At 52.1% G+C, this 21,345-nt stretch carries 15 protein-coding genes; 8 read left to right on the forward strand and 7 right to left on the reverse strand.

Translation table 11 applies throughout. The features are described from left to right. Positions 1–7: 7 nt before the first annotated feature. From pyk to COV46_01700, 7 genes are all read left to right on the forward strand, one after another. Entirely contained in the window at positions 8–1,411 is a 1,404-nt protein-coding gene (gene pyk / locus COV46_01670) for a pyruvate kinase (protein PIR18046.1), read from the forward strand. Next, positions 1,405–2,574 carry a hypothetical protein gene (locus COV46_01675; GenBank protein PIR18047.1) on the forward strand — a complete coding sequence of 390 codons (1,170 nt, stop codon included), beginning with the start codon at positions 1,405–1,407 and terminating at the stop codon, positions 2,572–2,574. The genes pyk and COV46_01675 overlap by 7 nt, the downstream gene beginning before the upstream one ends. After that, on the forward strand, positions 2,564–3,190 hold the full coding sequence (locus COV46_01680) for a hypothetical protein (protein ID PIR18048.1): 627 nt from the start codon (positions 2,564–2,566) through the stop codon (positions 3,188–3,190). Before COV46_01675 ends, COV46_01680 begins: the two co-directional genes overlap by 11 nt. Next, positions 3,156–4,142 carry an RND transporter gene (locus COV46_01685; protein ID PIR18049.1) on the forward strand — a complete coding sequence of 329 codons (987 nt, stop codon included), beginning with the start codon at positions 3,156–3,158 and terminating at the stop codon, positions 4,140–4,142. The genes COV46_01680 and COV46_01685 overlap by 35 nt, the downstream gene beginning before the upstream one ends. Before the next feature lie 175 nt (positions 4,143–4,317). Continuing rightward, positions 4,318–4,743, forward strand: coding sequence for a hypothetical protein (locus COV46_01690; protein ID PIR18050.1), 426 nt, complete (start codon positions 4,318–4,320; stop codon positions 4,741–4,743). Positions 4,744–4,861: 118 nt separating this feature from the next. Continuing rightward, complete coding sequence (locus COV46_01695; protein PIR18071.1) at positions 4,862–5,281, forward strand: peptidylprolyl isomerase; 420 nt, start codon at positions 4,862–4,864, stop codon at positions 5,279–5,281. A gap of 17 nt (positions 5,282–5,298) precedes the next feature. Then, positions 5,299–5,847 carry a hypothetical protein gene (locus COV46_01700; protein ID PIR18051.1) on the forward strand — a complete coding sequence of 183 codons (549 nt, stop codon included), beginning with the start codon at positions 5,299–5,301 and terminating at the stop codon, positions 5,845–5,847. 116 nt (positions 5,848–5,963) lie between these two features. Here the strand turns inward: COV46_01700 and COV46_01705 are convergent, their stop codons facing one another. The 7 genes from COV46_01705 to COV46_01735 are packed head-to-tail and all read right to left on the reverse strand — an operon-like array spanning position 5,964 to position 11,854. Beyond that, positions 5,964–6,641, reverse strand: coding sequence for a TVP38/TMEM64 family protein (locus COV46_01705; protein ID PIR18052.1), 678 nt, complete (start codon positions 6,639–6,641; stop codon positions 5,964–5,966). After that, on the reverse strand, positions 6,626–8,044 hold the full coding sequence (locus COV46_01710; GenBank protein PIR18053.1) for a pyridine nucleotide-disulfide oxidoreductase: 1,419 nt from the start codon (positions 8,042–8,044) through the stop codon (positions 6,626–6,628). The genes COV46_01705 and COV46_01710 overlap by 16 nt, the downstream gene beginning before the upstream one ends. 10 nt (positions 8,045–8,054) lie before the next feature. Continuing rightward, positions 8,055–8,660: a methyltransferase type 11 gene (locus tag COV46_01715; protein ID PIR18054.1), complete on the reverse strand. Its 606-nt coding sequence runs from the start codon at positions 8,658–8,660 to the stop codon at positions 8,055–8,057. Then, positions 8,614–9,255 carry a hypothetical protein gene (locus COV46_01720; GenBank protein PIR18055.1) on the reverse strand — a complete coding sequence of 214 codons (642 nt, stop codon included), beginning with the start codon at positions 9,253–9,255 and terminating at the stop codon, positions 8,614–8,616. The genes COV46_01715 and COV46_01720 overlap by 47 nt, the downstream gene beginning before the upstream one ends. Beyond that, the gene (locus tag COV46_01725) at positions 9,228–9,842 is read right to left on the reverse strand and encodes a glycosyl transferase family 2 (protein PIR18056.1); all 615 of its coding nucleotides are present in this window, start codon (positions 9,840–9,842) and stop codon (positions 9,228–9,230) included. Before COV46_01725 ends, COV46_01720 begins: the two co-directional genes overlap by 28 nt. Positions 9,843–9,845: 3 nt before the next feature. Beyond that, complete coding sequence (locus COV46_01730) at positions 9,846–10,901, reverse strand: methyltransferase type 11 (protein PIR18057.1); 1,056 nt, start codon at positions 10,899–10,901, stop codon at positions 9,846–9,848. Next, positions 10,898–11,854 carry a radical SAM protein gene (locus COV46_01735; GenBank protein ID PIR18058.1) on the reverse strand — a complete coding sequence of 319 codons (957 nt, stop codon included), beginning with the start codon at positions 11,852–11,854 and terminating at the stop codon, positions 10,898–10,900. The genes COV46_01730 and COV46_01735 overlap by 4 nt, the downstream gene beginning before the upstream one ends. A 486-nt stretch (positions 11,855–12,340) precedes the next feature. Here COV46_01735 and COV46_01740 point away from each other — a divergent pair, with 486 nt between their 5' ends. After that, positions 12,341–21,328: a glycosyl transferase gene (locus COV46_01740; GenBank protein PIR18059.1), complete on the forward strand. Its 8,988-nt coding sequence runs from the start codon at positions 12,341–12,343 to the stop codon at positions 21,326–21,328. Positions 21,329–21,345: the final 17 nt, after the last annotated feature.

Consider the following 21,345-nt stretch of genomic DNA (forward strand, 5'->3'; position numbering starts at 1 on the left):
AGCGTCCATGTCAAAAAAGACGAAGGTCATTGCGACGATCGGTCCCAAGTCCTCGGACCTTAAGACGCTCAAAAAAATGGTAGAGTCCGGCCTCGATGTCACCAGGATCAATTTTTCGCACGGTGAGAAATGCGAATATTTGGCAGGTATAAAGACCATAAGAGATGTCGAAAGGATCACCGGCAAACATATCGCCATCCTTGCCGATCTCTCAGGCCCCAAGATAAGGACCGATAAGATTCCAAACCCCATCCAGATAAGGGCCGGTGAAAAGGTCATCCTGGCACCTGAATCCACAGCCTCAAAAGGAGATATCCCTATTACCTATGCCGGGCTCGTGGGCGATGTCAAAAGCGGCGATACGCTTCTTATCGACGACGGCAAATTGGAAGTTAAGGTCATTTCTAAAAAGAGCGGAAAGATAATAGCGGAATCGAGGAGCTCCGGGTTCATAGGTGACCATAAAGGGATAAATCTCCCCGGCATTGCCATAAAGGGCGGCGCGCTGACCCCGAAGGATGTTGAAAACCTGAAGTTCGCCGTCCGTAACGGGGTCGATTATATCGGCGTCTCGTTCGTTCAGGGGCCCGAAGATCTTGTGAAGGCGAAGAAAATAATGAAAAAGGCGGGTAGAATACTTCCGCTCGTTGCCAAAATTGAGAGGGGCGTGGCCCTTGCCCATCTTAAAGAGATAGTGAAGGAGGCCGATGCCGTTATGGTTGCAAGGGGCGACCTTGGCGTCGAAACGGCCATAGAGAGGCTTCCGATAGTTCAAAAAGAGATAATAAAAATGTGCGGCAAGTTCAGACGCCCCGTAATAGTCGCCACTCAAATGCTCGAGAGCATGGTGACAATGACGAGGCCCACGCGCGCGGAGGTCAACGACGTCGCCACATCCGTCTTTGAGGGGGCCGATTGCCTCATGCTTTCCGGCGAGACCGCAGTGGGTCACGATCCCGTTAACGCGGTCGCTACCATGACAAGGATAATCAGGGCCTCCGAGCTCAGCAGATATCACATCCATATCAAGTACGAGCTCGACCCTTCGGACGATAACTCCGTTACCGCGGTAACAAGGGCGGCTTCGTTCGCTGCCGAAGAGGCAAAGGCGAAGGCTATAATCGTCTTTACTATGACCGGAAAATCTCCCGTTTATGTCTCAAAACAGAGGCCGCACTGCGATATACTGGCCGTTGCATCCAGCATCGATGCGGCAAGAAGGAGCGCTCTTTTTTACGGCGTTAAGACATTCGTTATCCCCGCTTGGAGATCCATCGATGCTATGATAGAAAGCGGTATCAGGATGCTTAAAAAGAAGAGAGAGATCAAAAAAGGCGATAGGGTCGTTATCCTGTGCGGTACCGTTACGACCCCCGGCGCCACAAATATGCTCAAGATAGTCACATGTTAAGGATAAAGACGCTCATTTTAATTCTGCCTTTTGTCCTCCTTTCGTTCACGGTCTCGGCCTATTTCGACAAGGGCGCTGACCCGAGATATCTTAATTTCCTGAAGGCCTACAATGAATTCGTAAAACAATATGCCGACGTTTCATGGCCCAAGGTCCCGTCCGGCAAAAAGACAGGGGAGGGCGATACCGATCCAAGGGTGCCCATTTTGCGCGAAAGATTGCACGGAGAGGGACTTCTGAAAAAGCCGGCGAGCGGGGACGTGTTCGACCACGAACTTTCGCAGGCATTGATGGAGTTTCAAGGGAGGAACGGCATCTTAGATGACGGCGTCCTTGGAAAGTTCACCGTCACCCAGCTTAACATATCTCCGCAGGAGAGGATCTGCCAGATGAGAATAGGCCTTAAGCGTCTTTCGGACATCCTTCCGCGCATCAGCTCCGACCGCTATGTCGTGGTGAATATACCCGACTACATGGCCAGACTTTATATTAACGGCAATGTCGAATGGGAGAGCAGGGCGATAGTAGGAAGACTCGACAGAAAGACGCCGCCTTTGAACGATGAGATCGAATATATAGTCTTTAGCCCCAAGTGGAGAGTTCCTGTGAAGATAGCGGTTGAGGACAAGATACCTGAGATACAAAAGGACCCCGATTTTTTAAAGAAGATGGGGATGAAGGTCTATGCAAGGGAGAACGGAGAGCTCATAGAAACAGACCCCGCGACCATTGACTGGGGGGAGTTAAACAAGGACAACTTTGATTATCTGATAGTTCAGGATGCGGGGGGTGGCAATGCCCTTGGAAGGATAAAATTCATGTTCCCCAATAAGGACGACGTCTATCTTCACGACACTCCCACAAAGAAACTCTTTGAGAGCATGACAAGGACCTTTAGTTCCGGATGTATAAGGATACAAAGACCCGTAGAGCTTGCCGAGATAGTGCTAAAGGACAAAGAGGGCTGGGACAGGGAGAGAATAGAAAAAGAGATGCACAGAAAGAACGAGAGGTTCCTCAACCTTGACGAGCATATCCCTATTAGTGTGGTTTACCTCACTTCATGGGTGGACGATGATGGTGACCTGGAATTTAGAAGGGATATTTATAGTTACGACAGGCAGATGAAAAGGGGTCTTTGCGCGGACCTAAATGTTAAGTAAAATAATCATATTTATCACTATATTATGTGTTAATGTTCAAGTTGTGGTTAATACTTATGCGGAGGACTTTTTAAAGTGGGAAGATTGTCTTAAATCGGCCAGAGAGGCCAATCCCAACCTTATTTCTTCAAGTGAGGCCGTGAAACAGCAAAAGGCGCAGAAGAATATAACGGCGAGCGCCAACAGGTGGAACCAGAACTGGCCTCCGAACACCAATCAGTTAAGCGTAGGCGTCGGGGTATCTATGCCGATATTCGAAGGGGGACTCCGTTTTGCACAGGTCGCAAAGGCAAAGGCGGTCCTGAAACAGGCGGCAGAGAACGAGAGGAGCGCCAAGGACCATGCCCTTGTGGGCCTTCAAGAGACGTGGGCCTCACTTTTAGACGCCGCGGAAAATGTTTCGGTGCAAGAACAACTTTTGGCCGCCACGCAGGAGCGTTCCAATATTGCCGACGCCCAGTATTCGACCGGTTTCGCATCGTTCGACAACTGGATCATCATAGAAGACGAACTGGTAAGGGCCAAGAAGACATATATCATGGCCAAGGCCGACGCACTTAGGGCTGAGGCCGGCTGGATATATGCGAAAGGTGGCACACTTGATTATGAAGAATAATAAATTTAAGTTGATACTCGGCGGTTGTTTGACGCTCGTTGCCTTGGTTATCCTCATAAAGATAGTTTCGTGCGCCGGAAAGCCGGACGAATATGTGAAGATCAAATCGGAGGTCGGATATATCGAGAATGTGATATCGTCAACGGGTACCGTCCTTCCAAAGAACAGGCTTGAGATAAAACCGCCCGTCAACGGCAGGGTCGATACCATACTTGTGAAAGAGGGAGGGCGGGTAAAGGTCGGCCAAACCCTTGCATGGATGAGCTCCACCGAACGTTCCGCGTTGCTTGATGCCGCGCGCGCTCAAGGTGAGGCTTCTCTTAAATATTGGAAAGAGGCCTATAAACCTATATCTCTTATATCCCCGATAGACGGCGAAGTGATCGTTTCGAAGATGCAGGCGGGGCAGACCGTTACCGTAAATGAAGCCGTTATCGTCCTTTCGGACCATCTTATCATAAGGTCGCAGGTAGATGAGACCGATATCGGAAAGATAAAGCTGGACCAGCCGGCTTTTATCACACTTGACGCCTATCCGGAGACGAAGATAGACGCCAAGGTCGAACATCTCTATTACGAATCAAAGACGGTCAACAATGTCACCATCTACGAGGTAGATCTTATCCCCGAATCACCTCCGGCCTTTATCCGTTCCGGCATGAACGCAAGTGTAAATTTCATCGTCGCCTTCAAGGACGATGCGCTCCTCCTTCCCATGGAAGCGGTCTCTAGCGTGAATGGTCATAAGGTGGTCTATGTGAGTGACGGCTCTAAAAGAGTGGAAAAGGTCATTGAGACCGGAATAACGGGCGAGGGGAAGATTGAGGTACTTTCGGGCGTAACCGCCCCGGACGAGATCCTTATTAAGGCCAAAAAATATGAGCCTCAAAGGTCGGACGCCAAGAACAATCCTTTTATGCCGATGAGAAGAAAACAAACTAAATCAAAGTAGAAGATGATAGAACTTAAAGAAGTACATAAGACGTACCAGATGGGCAAGGTGGAGGTTCGGGCCCTTCGCGGAGTCTCTTTAAAGATAGAGAAGGGCGAATTTGTCGCCATAATGGGTCCTTAAAGAACACAGGCTACTCACCAAGGACCAGCAGGATTCGTTCCAGATAAGGAACATGTCCGATATCAGAAAGACCCTTGAGGCGACCACAAAGACCATGAGCCTTTTACTTGGCGCCATCGCCGCCATATCGCTACTTGTCGGCGGCATAGGTATCATGAACATTACTCTTGTCTCCGTCACCGAGCGTACTCGCGAGATCGGGCTACGCAAGGCCATCGGCGCAAAGGATACGGATATTCTCGTTCAGTTCTTATGCGAGTCCACGCTGATGTCCCTGATAGGTGGCGTCCTTGGGATATGCATAGGATTTGTGATAGCGCTTTCCATGCTCATCTTTGCCGATTGGACCGTCAAGGTCTCAATTTCATCTATTTTACTTGCAACCATCTTTTCATTTGCAGTCGGTATTGTTTTTGGTATATGGCCTGCGCATCAGGCTTCAAAATTGAACCCGATAGAGGCCCTAAGGTACGAATAGGGCGTACAAGGAGAAGAAAATGAAAAAGAGACTGGCGCTTGTATTGATCGCGGCTTTAGTGGTTGTTTTTGCGTGCAAGAAAAAGGATTCTGACACCGTGGCGGAAAAGGGGATCGAAATGGATATAGCGAACGGAAAGACCGTCAGTATAAACTATACGCTAACGGTGGACGGCAAGGTCGCCGATTCATCGGAAGGACGCGAACCGCTGGTCTATGTGGCCGGTTCCGGACAGATAATACCCGGGCTCGACGGGGAGCTTGTTGGTCTTAAGAAGGGTGACAAAAAACATGTGAGCGTTGCTCCCGGGAACGGTTATGGAGTAAGGGATCCCAAGGCGGTCCAAAAAGTCCCGCGTACGGCACTTGAAGGTCAGCCAGACATCAAGCCCGGTAGCGTTCTTCAGGGAAGTGTGGGCGAACAGGAGTTTCAGGCCGTTATAACCAAGGTGGGCAAGGATGACGTAGAGATAGATCTTAATCATCCGCTTGCTGGCAAGACGCTCGAGTTTGACGTAGAGGTCGTGGACGTTCAGTAGTCAGGTCAGGGCAGTCAATCTACATCGTGCATGGCAAGGGCGTTCATGTTGAGCTGATAGTGAGCGAGAGCGAAGAGATAGAGGACGGGGTGATAAGGGGGAAGTACGATATAGGGGTCATCTCGGGTATAGGAATGCCGCATCCCCTTTTAGAAGAGAACGTGATAGATTCGGACAGGATAGACGCTCTTGTTTCGAGGAAGGGTCCGCTTGCGGCCTTAAAGAAGATAAGCGCCGAAGAACTTGTAAAACGGCCTCTCATAATGTATCCGAAAAAGAGCAGGACACGGCAGATAATAGATCTTGCTTTACGGCAAAGGGGCCTTGTTCCGAAAGAGGTAATTGATGTCTGGTATATCGGCGCCGCGGTAAGGCTTGCGGAGGCGGGTTTGGGGGTGGCGATGCTCTCTCACTTTTTCATCAAGAACGAACTTATGAGTCACAAGTGCTCTCATTTAAGGATAACCGGCGATCCCTTTAAAAGGAACATTTGCGTTATCAAGAAAAGGGGGGCTATGCTTTCCGAGCCGGCCGCACTTTTCTATGAACTGCTGATGGGGAGATGATATGAAAGATCCAAGACCGATAAATGAGCTCGATTATAAAGAGGAGGCCAAAGAAGAGGACGAATACCTCACGCGCACCGGCCAACCTTCGATGACGGGAGGGGAGGGGTCACCCATTATTTTTTCCTAATCATGATTCGGGTCGCAACCGTCAGCAGAATGACGAGCACGAATGGCCCCCATACTTGAATTTGCATCCATGTTGAGGGATCGGATAAATGAATGTGCCGTCCGGCAGAACCTAAAGAGGTGTACACAAATGTTCCGGGAAGCATTCCCAGAAGTGTGGCGAGAGTGTAATCCCGAAAAGAGACTTTTGTCAGGCCTAAGCCGAAATTCAGGCCGTTGAACGGGAATAAAGGAACCAACCGTAATAGGAGTACGGAGTAAAATCCGTTGTTGCCGATTTTCTCGTCCATTCCCTGAAGAGTTCCTTTGCTCTTGAGAATCTTTGATACGGCGTCCCGCCCCAAATAACGGGCAATGAGAAAACTGATCAGGGCGCCCAGGCTGGCGGAGAGCCAGTTAATCAGCGTCCCCCACCAGGTACCGAATAAGAGACCTCCGCCAATTGTCAAGACCGATCCCGGAAGGGCAAAGACCGTGGCGGCGATGTAGATGAGTCCGAAGACAAGGGGCGCTAGAGCCCCTTGCGACTGAATCCAAAGTCCCAATTGGTCAAACCCTTCCTTCGACAGATAAGTCTGCGCAGGGGTGAGAAAATAGAGCCCCAGAACAACGGAAATAAAAAGGATGATGAGGAACCCTTTCTTCATGTTTATCCAAATCTCCATCGGAAGTAACGCTTAAGCCATTTTTTTGAGCCGTCGGTCAGTCGACTGCGCTGGTAGATATCGGCAATGCGTTTGCTGACCTCCGCCAGCGTCGGATAGACATGAATCATCGTTGCCACTTTTTTCAAACCGATCTTCTGGTGCATGGCCAACGCCAGTTCATGCAATAAATCTCCGGCGTGGGAGCCGACGAGCGTAACGCCTAAAATTTGATCCGTCCCCTTGTGGGTCAGCACCTTGATAAATCCCTCGAATTCACGGTCACAAACGGCGCGGTCGAGATCGCTAAAAGAGTATTGATACACATCGTGTGCCACGCTGTTTTGTTTGGCCTCGGATTCATTGAGGCCGACACGAGCGACTTCGGGCTCGGTAAACGTACACCACGGCACGACACGATAATCGATTTTGGATTTTCCGGGAAACAAGGCATTGCGCAAAATCAGCCGGGCCTGAAAATCGGCGGTGTGCGTGAATTGATAAGGGCCGACAATATCGCCGCAGGCATAAATATTCTTGGCTGTCGTCCGGAGTGTCGCGTCTGTTTTGACCCCTTTTTTGTCGTACTGAACACCCGCTTTCTCTAAACCGAGGCCGTTCACATTGGGGGCGCGTCCGACGGCCACGAGAATCCGGTCGAATGTGATTTTTCTTTTCTGTCCGTCAGGACCAGAAACGATCAACCCACCATCGATTTGTTCGGCCTTCGTTTTGAGTAATACCGTAAGGCCTTCCGCCTCAAACCTCTCTTTGACCAGCTCGGATACTTCGGGATCCTCGCGAATCAACAGCCTGTCAGCCATTTCAACGACGGTGACGTGACTGCCGAGTCTCGCAAAGGTTTGCGCCAGTTCTGCTCCGATCGGACCGCCTCCCAAAACGATGAGATTTTTCGGCAACTCTTTTAACTGCCAGACATTGTCGCTCGTCAGATAGGGAATTTTATCCATTCCGGGAATGGGAGGCACGAAGGGCGAGGCTCCGGTAGCAATGACAAAACGTTTAGCTTCCAATGTTTCCTTGCCGTTTGAAATTTGATTCGGAGAAATAAATCGGTATTCACCCAGACGGACGTCGACTCCGAGCGACGTGAATCTTTCGACGGAATCATGGGGAGCGATCTTCTCTTGAACCTCGCGGACGGAGGCCAAAACCGAATCGAGCTTGATGTCGAAGTTGTGGGATTGCAATCCGAATCGCTCGGCGGTTCGCGCATCATGGATGATTTTCGCCGAGCGGATGATGGCTTTCGACGGCACACAGCCGGCGTTGAGGCAATCACCACCCATCTTGTGTTTTTCAACCAGCGCCACCTTAGCACCAAGGCCGGCGGCCCCTGCGGCAACGACCAAGCCGCCGGAGCCGGCACCAATGACGATGAGATGATATTTTTTGGTTTGCATCAATGCTCCTTTAAGTTTGTGCCACGATCAATTTCAAAACATCACCCGTGATATCCTCTTCGTTGAGAATTCTGAAACCCGCTTCTTGTAGCGTAGCAAGTGTGTCTTGAGTAAAATCGACACCAAACATGAAACGAGTGTAGGGGGTCACCATCTTTTGGATCAATCGTCGGATCGGTTTTTTGGATAAGACGTATTCAAGGAAAAGGATTTTCCCGCCCCTCTTGCAAACGCGCCTCAATTCATGGGCGGCGACGGCAGGTTGATCCACGACACAGCAGAGGAAGGTCGCGACAATGAAATCAAAGGATTCATCGGGAAAAGGAAGTTGATAGACGCTTGCCTTTTTGAACTCCACGTTTTTCCCATCATACAAGGATGCCTTTTTTTTAGCGCGTTCAAGCATTCCCGCACTCAAATCAATACCGACCACAGCCGCATCCATTGGGTAGAAGGGCATATTACAGCCGGTACCTACACCGGCATCCAAAATCTTTCCTGATAATCCCTCCCATATTCGCTTCCTGATCCTTCGATAGCGGAATCTCTCAAAGGGCCAGTCAATCAAGTTATAAAAGCGGGAGGTCCGGTCGAATTTTTTCTCCAAATTTTCCATATTGTTCTCCTGTGTCGATGTCTTCCAACTCCGGAAGCAAGGCCGTGCTTAAATTTAAGCCTCTTGCTCTCTCTAGCGTTTGCGCAAAAACACGTTCGGTCCCCCAATCGATTCCGGCAAAAAGCTCCGGATAAACTTGGCGGCATCCGATCAGATAATAACCGCCGTCCTTTGCCGGTCCGAGCACAAGATCGGCTTTCTCCAAATCCTGAAAAGCTTTCAAAATAAGGGGACGATCCACATCAATGCAATCAGTCCCAATCAAGACGGCATGTTCGGTTTCTTCCAAGCTTTGAGTGAGAGCCTGCTTCATCCTCTCACCGAGATCGCCACCAGATTGAGGCTTAAGGTGGCTTATTTGCAGCCATGACTGAAATTTCTCTCTCAGCTCCGGAGGGTCGTAATACAAGACTTGGGTGAACTCCCCATTACAGGGTTTGGTACTCCTCATCACAATCTCCACCATTGTCTTGTATGCCAAAGCAGCATTGACCGCACCGATCGCTTGGGCCAAACGGATCTTGACCTTACCTGCTTCGGGGTGCTTTGCAAAAATTAAAAGTTGCTTCATAAAGTTTTTTTTAATGAAGGCCATGCCTGACGAGTCCACCGACAGGCATACATCCACGTGAGCTTCGCCCAACCTGTTTCGGCGTAGCGGCGAGCGCTCGTGCGGAGCGGGGTGCCGGTGCACCGAAGCTGGACTCCCTTTTGCCTGGCCCGCCACACGAACAAATGGTCTTCCCCATAGAGAGCATCTTCAGGAAAACCCCCGATCTTTTCAAATTTTTCCTTTGATACACAAAATCCTTGATCCCCAAATGGAACACCGAGAATGCGGGAACGAATCCAGCACCCGATTTCATTGATAAACATCAGCGGCGGGCCATCGGGCAAAAAGCGCAGATTGAAATAATGAAGGGCATGTGGATTTTTGCCCAGAGATCCGAGCAAAGCGACGAGAGTTTTTGATGAGAGTCTGGAATCGGCATGCAGAAACCACAGAAAATCTCGTGTAGCCTTACGTGCCCCAACGTTCAGTTGTTTGGGCCGTGATGCCCCGCGAACGACGATCAATTCCGCCTCCTTTTCAATAGGTCGAAGATCTCCCAAGAGCGCTGAAAGCGCGCCTTCGCCTGGCCCGACAGGAATGATGATCGAAATGTCTTTAAAGGTAATCATGGTTTAACAGCACCCTTGGTTTGATGGTGTTTCCTCGGGACCGGTGGACCTTTGCGGTTTACAATCGAATAAACCGTAGTGAGTCGACACATCCCCTTCGACACGGAAGTGCGGCGCGTATCGGGTCTGTGTCAGCATGGCCGCCGTGTTTCTGCATACGAGCACGGGTCTTCCTTTTTCAAAAAGGTGATGATCATCCAGCGGGAAGGCTTGCGGACATTGAGGGATGGTCCCCAAGTAATAGGCCACCTGGCCATAGTCCTCACAGCGATCCTCCAACTTCAGTTTGAATGCCCGAACGGTCACCGAATAAAATGAAATAGCCCCCAGTTGATGCTCAAGCTCAGGGTTCTCAATGGTAAGCTTTCTTTGCGTCACCACACGGTGGTCAAGGCACCCCACATCCATCATGAGTCTGCGAAAATCTTCGGTGTACAAGGCTCCACCGAGACATTCACCTATCAACGTTGGATCTTCTGCCAGATATTTCGGGATTCTCCTGTCGGAAAAGATATCCGCGAAATAGAGTTCACCGCCGGGTTTCAGCACACGGAAGATTTCGGAAAAGACCCGCCGCTTTTCCGGTGAGAGATTGATGACACAATTGGAGACCACGACATCAATGGAACCGGTCTTGATCCCCAGCCCCTCAAGGTCTTCGATATACCCGTTTAAGAATTCTATATTGCTCTTTTCGTGCCCGAAGGTTTGCGCGTGATAGTCGACATGCTTCTTGGCGACCGCCAATTGCTCCGCCGTCATATCGACACCGATCACCTTGCCTTCCGATCCCACGAGTTTGGAGAGAAGGAAGGTATCCCGCCCTGTTCCGCAACCGAGGTCCAGAACAGTTTTGCCCTCCAATACGGCGGGAATTGGCGAGCCGCATCCGTAAAATTTCTCCAACACCTCCGGATGAATCTGACCCAGGATGGGTTTCAGATGTACGGGCATGGCATCCAACGTACAACAGGCGTTGGTCTTTAAGTCCGCATTGGTTTTGAGCGTCTTTCCATAATATTGTTTTACCGTTTCCAGGGTATGATGATTGTCTGTCATATCAGTTTTCCTCCACAAGATGACCCGGCCCCCGCCGTGCAGCCATAGCAGTGGTTGGCAAAGGCGATGGGGCTTTTGTTAATTTGATCGAAGGTTTCAATATCCCAAATGTTTGTTTTTGTCTTGCCACTAGGGATGTCTAACATCTGGTTAAAATCGCAATCATAGATGTTTCCATCCCACCCGATGGAAATCAGGTTTCGGCACATGACGATCGAAGCCGCAGTGGCATTGAAGTTGTTCGCGAGCAGTGTCATGTATTCTTCATATTTATTTTCTCTGACCAATTGATCCAAAAATCGCTTGATCGGCATGTTGGTAATCGTGAAGAGATGGTTGAATTCGATGCCGAAGAGTTCGTGCAGTTCTTTTTTGTAATCGAGTTCGAGCTTCTCTTGTGAGGGAGGCAAAAAGGCCCCCAGCGGATTGTAAACCAGATCGAGTGTGAGTCCCGAATCGTTCTTTCCATAACCGAGTTCATTCAATAACAGTAAGGCGCGAATACTCTTATCGAACACACCACCGCCTCGCTGAGCATCTACATTCTTCTTGGAGTAACACGGAAGAGAGGCCACGACCTTTACCTGATGTGCTTTCAGAAAATGCGCCGTTTCCTCCTGGCCTTTCTCAAAGAAGACCGTCAGATTACATCGGTCGATCACTTCCTTGTTCCGCTGTCTGGCGGCTGCAACCAGTGTGCGAAAATGAGGATTGAGTTCGGGCGCGCCGCCGGTGATATCGACGGTGTAAATGGTGGGCGATTGATCCAAGAGTTCGATCAGGCGATCCACCGTTCTCTTTTCCATGATCTCGGTTCGCTTCGGTCCCGCCTCCACATGACAATGATGGCAGGCCTGGTTGCAGAGCTTGCCGACATTGACTTGCAGGATCTCCAGCGGTTTGTGCGTGATGTCGATCCGATGTTCAACCAGATTGTTTTCAAATGATCTCATATAACCCCTTTCACTTCTTGTTTATAAACAGGGCAATAAAATGTCAAGGATGTCTGGAACTGTCGCCGGCCATCTGAAAACCGACAATTACCTTCCCTTGTATTATATTGGCACACATCCCCCGGTAAACGCCAGTGGTGACGCCCTTGGGGTATACATCCCCCGCACACCGGCTCCTTACGGGCTGGGGCACACCGTCCATAATGGCGGTTTTGGGTGAAGTGCGTTATTTCGTTGCAAGATTAGTAGGATAAGCTACAAACCTGATGCGCGAATTTGTATCTGGGGGTGGTGTCGCGTCATATAACTGGTGGGCACCTCTAAAAACCCATCGGCGTGTCATTGCGAGGGAGCGTAGCGACCGAAGCAATCCAGTGAAATCAAGTGTTTGCGGGGAGATTGCCGCGCCCCTTCGGGGCTCGCAATGACAGAACGAGCAGGTTTTTAGAGGTACCCTGGTGTGTATAGGGGGATAATTAATACCAAATGAAGATCAGCGTACTGATAGGCTACTTTGCCAAACAAGGAGAGGCTCGTGAGGCGCTCAAGAAATTACGGCATAAAGGTTTTGGCCGTGCCGCGTTATTAAGCAAGGGTGAGGACGGAAAGGTCAGGGCGCGACGTTCAATTTTTGGCGTCGACCGAAAGCTCATTAAATATCACGCGCGCCTGCTTGCGTCCGGCGAGACCGTCCTGATACTGCAGGAACCTATCGAAAAGATGCGGGTTCCGTTCGAACTCTTTCTCGAGATCGGTGAGATACCACCGGCCCTTTTTGTCCTTCATCAGCAGATCAAAGGTCCGAAACTGGAGAACGTTAGTCCCGGAGGAACATCGCTTAATCTCTCACAACTTCTTGAACATGCTAAAAGTCTGGCCGCAGATCATCAACTTGATCCAAAGCCCGTTAAAAATATAGAACTGTTAAGGCACCTCGAAGAGGGGCGCAAGTGGGTGCAGTGGGCGTGTCTTAACCTTTCCGAGGCCGGTCATCTGCAACAGAGCGTGTCGCCCGCGGCCGAGTGGCTCCTTGACAATGAATATATACTCGAAAGCACGGCCCGCGACATACGGCTCAATCTTCCGCGTAACTTTTACCGGCAGCTTCCTTCCCTTGCGAACGGCCCCGAACGCGGGTTGCCTCGCATCTACGGCCTGGCTCGCGAACTCGTTTCTCACACCGATATGCGCCTAGACGAAGAGAACGTGCTCGCCTTTATCGAAACATATCAGTCCGAAAAGACGCTCTCGATAGGCGAGCTCTGGGCGGTTCCCCAGATGCTCAGGGCAGTACTGCTCGAAGGCATCGGACAGCTGGCTGAAAGGGCGGTCTCCGATCTGCGCGAGCGGGAACTGGCCGATCTGTGGGCCAACCGCCTCATAACGGTCACTCGTAGGAAACCACACCAGCTCTTTTCTATCATGGCGGAGCTCTCCGAGTCCGAACCTAACCCCAGCCCATGTTTTGCCGCTCAGCTGATAGATTACCTCTACGACGAAGGGACCGCACTGGTCCCCGTGCAGGGCTGGCTTGAAAGAACATTCCACAGGACATTGAACGAGCTGACCATTCGTGAGACTAACCGTCAGACCAAGGATCAGCTCTCGATAGGGAACGCCTTTATAAGTTTGCGTCAGCTTTCGCTTCTTGATTGGAAGAAATGTTTTGAGACACTAAGCAAGGTGGATCAGACGTTGCGGCACGATCCCGCGAACATCTATTCTAAAATGGATTTTGCCACGCGCGATATGTATCGCCGCGCCATTGAAGATCTCCACCGCGGGTCCGGCCTTTCGGAGGAAGAGGTCGCAAAACAGGCCGTCGAGATGGCTTCTGAAGCGAGCTTCGGCCCGGGGCGTGATGAGCTTTCGGGGCATGTGGGAACGTATTTGATAGGCGACAGGAGAGGGAATCTGGCCAAACGTGTCGGTTGCAGGGAGGCCCTTCGCTTCCGTTTTCTTCATTGGGCGTATAGGCATCATACCGCGGTATATTTGATCGGCATCTCCATCTTTACAGCCGCATGTTTTTTCTTCTCTTTCAGATTTGGCCTCAACGCACATCTTATTTGGGCCCAGTTGCTCATCGCCGCACTTCTTGTGATCCCAGCGAGCCAGATAGCCCTTGAAACGGTCAATTATCTTATAACGCGCATCTTTCCGCCGCGCACCCTGCCGAAAATGGACTTTAAGGTCTCGGGCATTCCCGACGCCTGCAAGACCCTTGTCGTGGTCCCGATGATGCTGACCGATCTGGAGACGGTGAGGGAAGAAGCGGAAAAGCTCGAGGTCCGCTATTTAGCCAATACGGACAACAATCTTTTGTTCGGCCTTTATTCTGATTTTACGGATGCCGACAAGGACCATGTCGAAACGGATGCGCCTTTACTTCATGCCGCCAGAAAGGGCATCGAGTTCTTGAACCAGCGTTATGAAGGCGGGCGTTTCTTTCTCTTCCACCGCGAGAGGAAATGGTGCGCCTCGGAAGGAAAATTCATCGGCTGGGAGCGAAAGCGCGGAAAACTTGAAGAGCTAAATCGTCTGATCGACGGAACAAGAGCGCCGGATGTCGATCCCCTTGTCTACGTAGGGGATCAGGACCGCCTTGCTAATATAAGATATGTGATCACCCTCGACAGCGATACACAGTTGCCGCACGACACCGCTCGCAGGATGATAGAGACGCTGTCGCATCCTCTTAACGTGGCGCGTATGCATGGCACAGGTCGTGTCCGGTCTGGCTACTCTATCATACAACCGCGTGTCAGTCCTTCACTCCCGAGCACGAGCGGCGCGCCATTTAGCAGGCTCTTCTCCGACCCCGTGGGCATCGACCCTTACACGAATGCCGTTTCCGACGTTTCGCAGGACCTTGCGGGTGAGGGCTCTTATCACGGCAAGGGTATCTACGACGTTCGAACTTTCAGTAAGGTCCTCTCCGGCAGATTTCCGGAGGACCTGCTCCTCAGCCACGACCTTATCGAAGGCTCTCATGTCAGGGTAGGACTTGCCAGCGATATCGAACTGTATGATGAGTTCCCGCAGGATTATTTAAGCTACGTTAAAAGGCAACACCGCTGGGTCCGGGGAGACTGGCAGATAGCCGACTGGATACTGCCGCGCGTTCCAAAGGCCGGCGGCGGGCGTCATGCTAACGTCCTTACGTGGTTCGACCGCTGGAAGGTGCTCGACAACCTCCGTCGCAGCTGGCTCCCCGCGACCAGTTTGGGCTTTCTCATTGCCTCGTGGTTCATCTCTTCACAGGCCGGGTGGATAGCTACTGCTGTGGTCGCCGTTCAATTGTTCTTTCACTCTCTGGCACAGCCGGTCACTTGGGCGACAACGGGGCAGGGAATAAAGGGCGTCTCTTTTGCCAAGAAGGTATACGACATGCTACGCGTGCTGGTGGAGGCGGCGTTACTTCCGTATCAGGCATGGCTTTCTTTTGATGCAACGATGAGGGTCTTTTATCGTCGGTGCATCTCCCATCGAAGGCTCCTTGAGTGGACCTCGGCACAGGCCGCGCATGGCATTGTCCAGGCCAAGGTGCCCGTCTTCATTCTTTCACTCGTTCTTATCAGTTCGTTAAGCGTGTTCGTAGGATGGGCGCTACTTCAATTCCGTCCGGAAAGTTTTCAGGCGGCGTTGCCGTGGCTTATCCTCTGGTTCATCTCGCCTCTCTTTGGATGGCTTCTTAACAGGCGGCCGAAGGTAGAACAGCCGCAATTCATGCTTCCGGCGGAGGACCGTCAGTTCATGCGGGATGTTGCGCGGAGGACATGGCGCTATTTCACTGATTTCGTGAACGATGATACCTCGTGGTTGCCGCCGGACAATTATCAGGTCGCCTATCAGGACAAGCTCGCCATGAGGACGAGCCCTACCAATATTGGACTCTATCTGGTGAGCGTGCTCGGCGCCAAGGATTTTGGATATGTCACTCTAGACGATGTTGTCTTTAAACTGAGCAAGACGATGGAGAGCATTGCAAAACTTGAGCGTTACGAAGGCCATCTTTTGAACTGGTATGATATTAAGACGCTGGAACCCCTAAGCCCCCGCTATGTTTCCATGGTGGACAGCGGAAACCTGCTCGGTTCGCTCTGGTCCATGGACCAGGGGCTTATTGATCTCATTCAGTCGCCGCTCCTTGGGCCCCAGGCATTCGAAGGGCTCAAAGACGCGGTGCATGTCTTGCAACAGGTCATCCGCGACGAAAAACAGACTGGCTTTAATTTTCAGGTCATGCGTGAACTTATGCAGGCATGGAAGTATCCGCCGGATACCGCTGTCGGGCTTCTTTCTCTCCTTCGAAGGACAGAAAAAGAGACCGGCGACCTTTTCAAGAGGGCGTTTGATGCCGCCGCACCTAACAAGAAGATAATATATTGGATAAAACAGGTTGAGGACCAGCTTGTGGCATGGAAGAATATCGCCGACCGTTATCTTACGTGGATAGAGATCTTGAGCGAAAAGACGGAAGGCGAGATATCCATACTCGACCCTTATGCCGTACCTGCATTCCGTGCCGCCGTTCAAAACGTGCCGTCGCTTAAAGATATCGCCAGCGGACAGATTCCGTGCATAGCGTCCCTTGCTTTCATACGCACCATTGCGCCGGCGGGCGACGCTGCCCTGCGCGACTGGATAGACCGGGTCGTCAACGCCTTCGAAAAGTCAAAGTGGCTTGCCAATGAAAAGCTCGATCATTCCATCATACTAATGCATTCAGTGCGCGATCTCTCCGGCTCGATCAACATGAACTTTCTGTACAATACCGACCGCCGGTTGTTCTCTATCGGATACAACGTCTCTGAAGGACGTCTGGACCGCGCTTTTTACGATCTGCTGGCGAGCGAAGCGCGCCTGGGAAGTTTCGTTGCCATCGCCCGCGGTGATATTCCCACAGATCACTGGTTCTCCATGAGCCGTCCCTACGGCGCTATCGGCCGGCGACGGGTGCTCCTCAGCTGGACCGGGACGATGTTCGAATATCTGATGCCTCTGCTCTTTCAGCGTAGCTATGCAAATTCCTTGCTCGACAAATCGACGCGCGAAGCCGTGGCCATTCAGATGGCCTACGGTTCCAAACACCATGTGCCGTGGGGGATATCTGAGTGCGCATACGGCGATCTGGATATTCACAAGACCCATCAGTACGCGGCCTTCGGTGTGCCTGAACTGGGGCTCAAGCGTGATCTGGCAGAGAGGATGGTCGTTGCGCCTTATGCCACCATGCTGGCGCTAAATATCGCTCCACAGGCGGCGGTCAAGAACCTGAAAAGATTTTCGGAGCTGGGGCTCCTCAACGATTACGGATATTACGAGGCGATCGATTTTTCCCAACAGCCAAGCCGCGAGGGCGAGCACGGCGTGGCGGTAAGAACCTATATGGCTCACCATCAGGGAATGAGCTTTATGGCGCTCACCAATCTGCTCCACGATAATTCTCTCCAGCGCCATTTTCACAGCGATCCGCGCGTGCGCGCCGCCGAGTCCCTTTTGCATGAGCGTATTCCGAACACTCCTCCGCTACATCACATCTCCACGCGCGAGCGTGTTTCTTCCGTTGCGAGTATTGGCGACGTGACGCCCGCGGTGAGTCAGTTCGATACGCCTCATACCAGCAGTCCGAAGACACAACTTCTTTCCAACAGCCGTTACAGCCTGATGGTAACGAACGCCGGCGGCGGTTACAGCCGTTGGAACAATATTGAGATCACTCGCTGGCGTTCGGACAAGACCCGAGACCCATGGGGGACATTCTGCTACATACGCGATGTGGATTCGAACCAGCTCTGGTGTAACACCTACCAGCCGACCGTGGGAAAGGTATCTGACTACGGTGCGAACTTTACGCTCGACAGGGCCATGTTCCGACGCTTTGATCACGGAATAGAAAGTGAGACAGAGGTCGTTGTTGCGCCGGAGGACGATGTAGAGATACGGCGGATCACGCTCATCAATCGTACCATGCGTACCCGCAGGCTTGATCTTACGAGTTACGTTGAGCTTTCGATGTCGACGCACGATGCGGACATTAAGCATCCGGCCTTCAACAAGCTCTTTATAGAGACCGAAGCCTTGCCGGAGGAACATGTGCTACTCGCGCATCGTCGTCCTCGTCTTAGCGATGAAGCCCCTGTGTTCGTTGCGCACCGCCTGACGTTCGATGGCGAGCAGAACGAAGACCTGCGTTTCGAGACCGACCGTAGGCGTTTTATAGGCCGCGGAAGAACTATTGCAAGTCCCATGGGGGCGTCGCAGGAGCCGGGACGCAGCCAAGGATTTGTTCTGGACCCAGTATTGAGCCTTCGCAAGAGCGTGGTGCTTCATCCGGGTAAGCGAGTACAGGTATCCATGGTGCTTGCCGCGGGAGAGTCGCGGGAACATGCGCTTAGTCTGACCGCCAAGTACGGCGACGTGCATGCCATCGATCATGCACTTGATCTTGCGTGGGCCTCCGCCCAGCTTGAACTGCGTCTGCTACGCATTCAACCTGACGACGCCCGCTCTTTTCAGCAGCTGGCAAGTCATCTTCTCTATCCCGGTTCGCTTCTTCGTTCTACATCTGAACGAATTTCACAGAATAGAAAGGGACAGTCAGGCCTCTGGGCCTATTCAATCTCCGGGGACCTTCCTATTCTCCTTGTCGCAGTCAGTGAGGCGAGGGACTTGGGGCTTGTAAGGCAATTGCTTCAGGCCCACACATATTGGCGGATGCACGGGCTGATGGCGGATCTCGTCATTCTTAATGAAGAGGCCGCCGGCTACACCCAGCCGCTACGCGAACAGCTTGAACATCTCGTTCAGTCTCATACCGCGGTCACGGGTGTGGATAAACCGGGCGGAGTGTTCCTTCGCAGTGCGGATATCATTGCGCCGGAAGACCTCACGCTTCTTAGGGCCGTGGCGAGCGTTGTGATGGTTGTGGCACGCGGCACACTCCAGCAGCAATTGAGTGCGCCTCTCAAGGCCCCCGACATGCCGGAAAATATAGTTCTAAGGCGTGCTTCAAAGGATCCTTCGGCCGCACTCCCGTTCATGGATCTCCCATTCTTTAACAGCGTTGGAGGTTTTACCACCGACGGCCGTGAATACGCCGTCTATCTTGCTCCGGGGATCAATACACCGGCACCTTGGGTAAATGTGATCGCTAACCCGAACTTCGGCACGCTCGTAAGTGAAACGGGTTCGGGATTTACTTGGGCCGGCAACAGTCAGCGCAATCGTCTGACCCCATGGTCGAACGATCCGGTCACAGATCCTCCTTCAGAGGCTATCTATATTCGTGACGAAGATACCGGCGTCTTCTGGACGCCGACCGCGTCGCCTATTCGCGAAAAGACCGCGTACCGCGCCAGACACGGTGCCGGATATTCTGTCTATGAACATAACAGCCACGGCATAGAACAGGAGCTGATAGTATTCGTTCCTGTGAATGACGATGGCGGAGAGCCGATTAAGCTGCAAAGGCTCACACTTAAGAACGATACCGCAAGGACGCGAAAGATCTCTGTGACCCATTATGCCGAGTGGACGCTCGGAGAGATCCGCGAATCATCGCAGTCCCATATCGTCACTGACTGGGACAGTGATACGAATATTCTGACGGCACGCAATTTCTATAATCCAGATTATGGCGACAAGGTAGCCTTTGCCGCCCTGAGCATGAACGCCGCTTCATACACCGGTGATCGCACCGCCTTTATGGGAAGGAACCGGTCCATGGAAGACCCTGCGGCGATGGAGAGAAAGAGACTCTCTCGCCGGACGGGCGCCGGGCTTGACCCTTGTGCCGCGCTTCAGGTCACATTAAAACTTGCCCCGGGCGAACAGGTCGAGATCACCTGCATGCTGGGTGAGGCTAACTCGGTTGACGAGGCTCAGGAGCTGGTCTTTGCCTATCGCGACGATCTCCATTTTTCGGACTCCCTTGAAGAGACGAAGGACTGGTGGAACAACCGGCTTGGAACTATCGAGATACACACGCCGGAGCTGGCCACCGACATTATGATCAACCGGTGGACGCTCTATCAAAATCTTTCCTGCCGCATATGGGGACGTTCCGCGTTCTATCAATCAAGCGGAGCTTTCGGGTTCCGCGATCAGCTTCAGGACGTTATGGCCCTCTTGTACTCGTATCCGGACCTCGCGCGCTCACACATTCTTTACGTTGCAAGCCGCCAGTTCAAGGAAGGGGACGTTCAACACTGGTGGCAACCGCTTAGCGGAGAAGGGATCCGCTCTAGGATATCCGACGACCTTCTGTGGCTCCCCTTTGTGGCCGCCCAGTATGTCAGGGTCACCGGCGATACGGGGATCCTGAATGAAATTGTCCCGTATCTCGATGCGCCGTTACTTAAAGAGGACCAGCACGAGACCATCCAGAAACCGGTGATATCATCCGAGAGCGGCACGCTCTTCGAACATTGCGAGCGCGCGGTAAAACGCGGCCAGAGGTTCGGTAGCCATGGATTGCCCCTGATGGGGACGGGTGATTGGAACGACGGAATGAATCTTGTAGGGGCCCAAGGGAAGGGCGAGAGCGTTTGGCTCGCATGGTTCATGGCGGAGGTCCTTAGCCGCATGTCGGAGATGGCAGTGGTCTTGAAACGTCCGGAACTGGGTAGCGCCTATATCAAAGAACGTGAAGCGATCATTGAACACGTTGAAAAATCTGCATGGGACGGAGAGTGGTATCTAAGGGCGTTCTTTGACGACGGTTCGCCGCTTGGTTCCGCAACGAGCGATGAAGCCAAGATCGATTCAATAGCCCAATCGTGGGCCATTTTAAGCGGCGGCGGCGATAAGGTACGCACAGCGAAGGCCCTAGAGTCGGCGTGGAACCGACTTGTTAGCGAGGAGAAAGGTTTGGCAATGCTACTTGAACCGCCGTTCGACAAAGCGGTCCCTTCACCGGGATATATCAAGGGATATCCGCCGGGTATCCGTGAGAACGGAGGCCAGTATACCCATGCCGCTCTATGGCTTGCCATGGCCATGGCGCGCAGCGGAGACGGAACCCGTGCTTATAAGATACTCCGACTCTTAAATCCCATAGAACACGCGCACGACCCGGACATGGTCTGGCGTTACGGGTTGGAACCTTACGTAGTGGCGGCGGATGTCTATGCCGCCCAGGGATGGATGGGACACGGCGGCTGGAGCTGGTACACAGGTTCGGCGTCGTGGATGTACCGCGTCTGGGTGGAAGAGATCCTCGGACTCAAGGTGCGAGGCGAAACGTTGCAGATCGATCCGGTCATTCCGGGAGAATGGGACGGATTTAAGATGACCTACCGGCACGGTGATGCGGTCTATGATATAGAGGTCTTGAACCCGGAACGCTGTGAGAAGGGCGTTGCTTTTATGGAGCTCGATGGCAAGCGCATTAAAAATGGAGTGATAGGGCTAAGCCGTGAACTTATCAAGCATCGTGTTGTTGTGAAAATGGGAAAAGGCGTGGTATGACGCAAGCATGCTATCGG

The organism is Deltaproteobacteria bacterium CG11_big_fil_rev_8_21_14_0_20_49_13 (assembly GCA_002796305.1).
Lineage (GTDB): Bacteria > UBA10199 > UBA10199.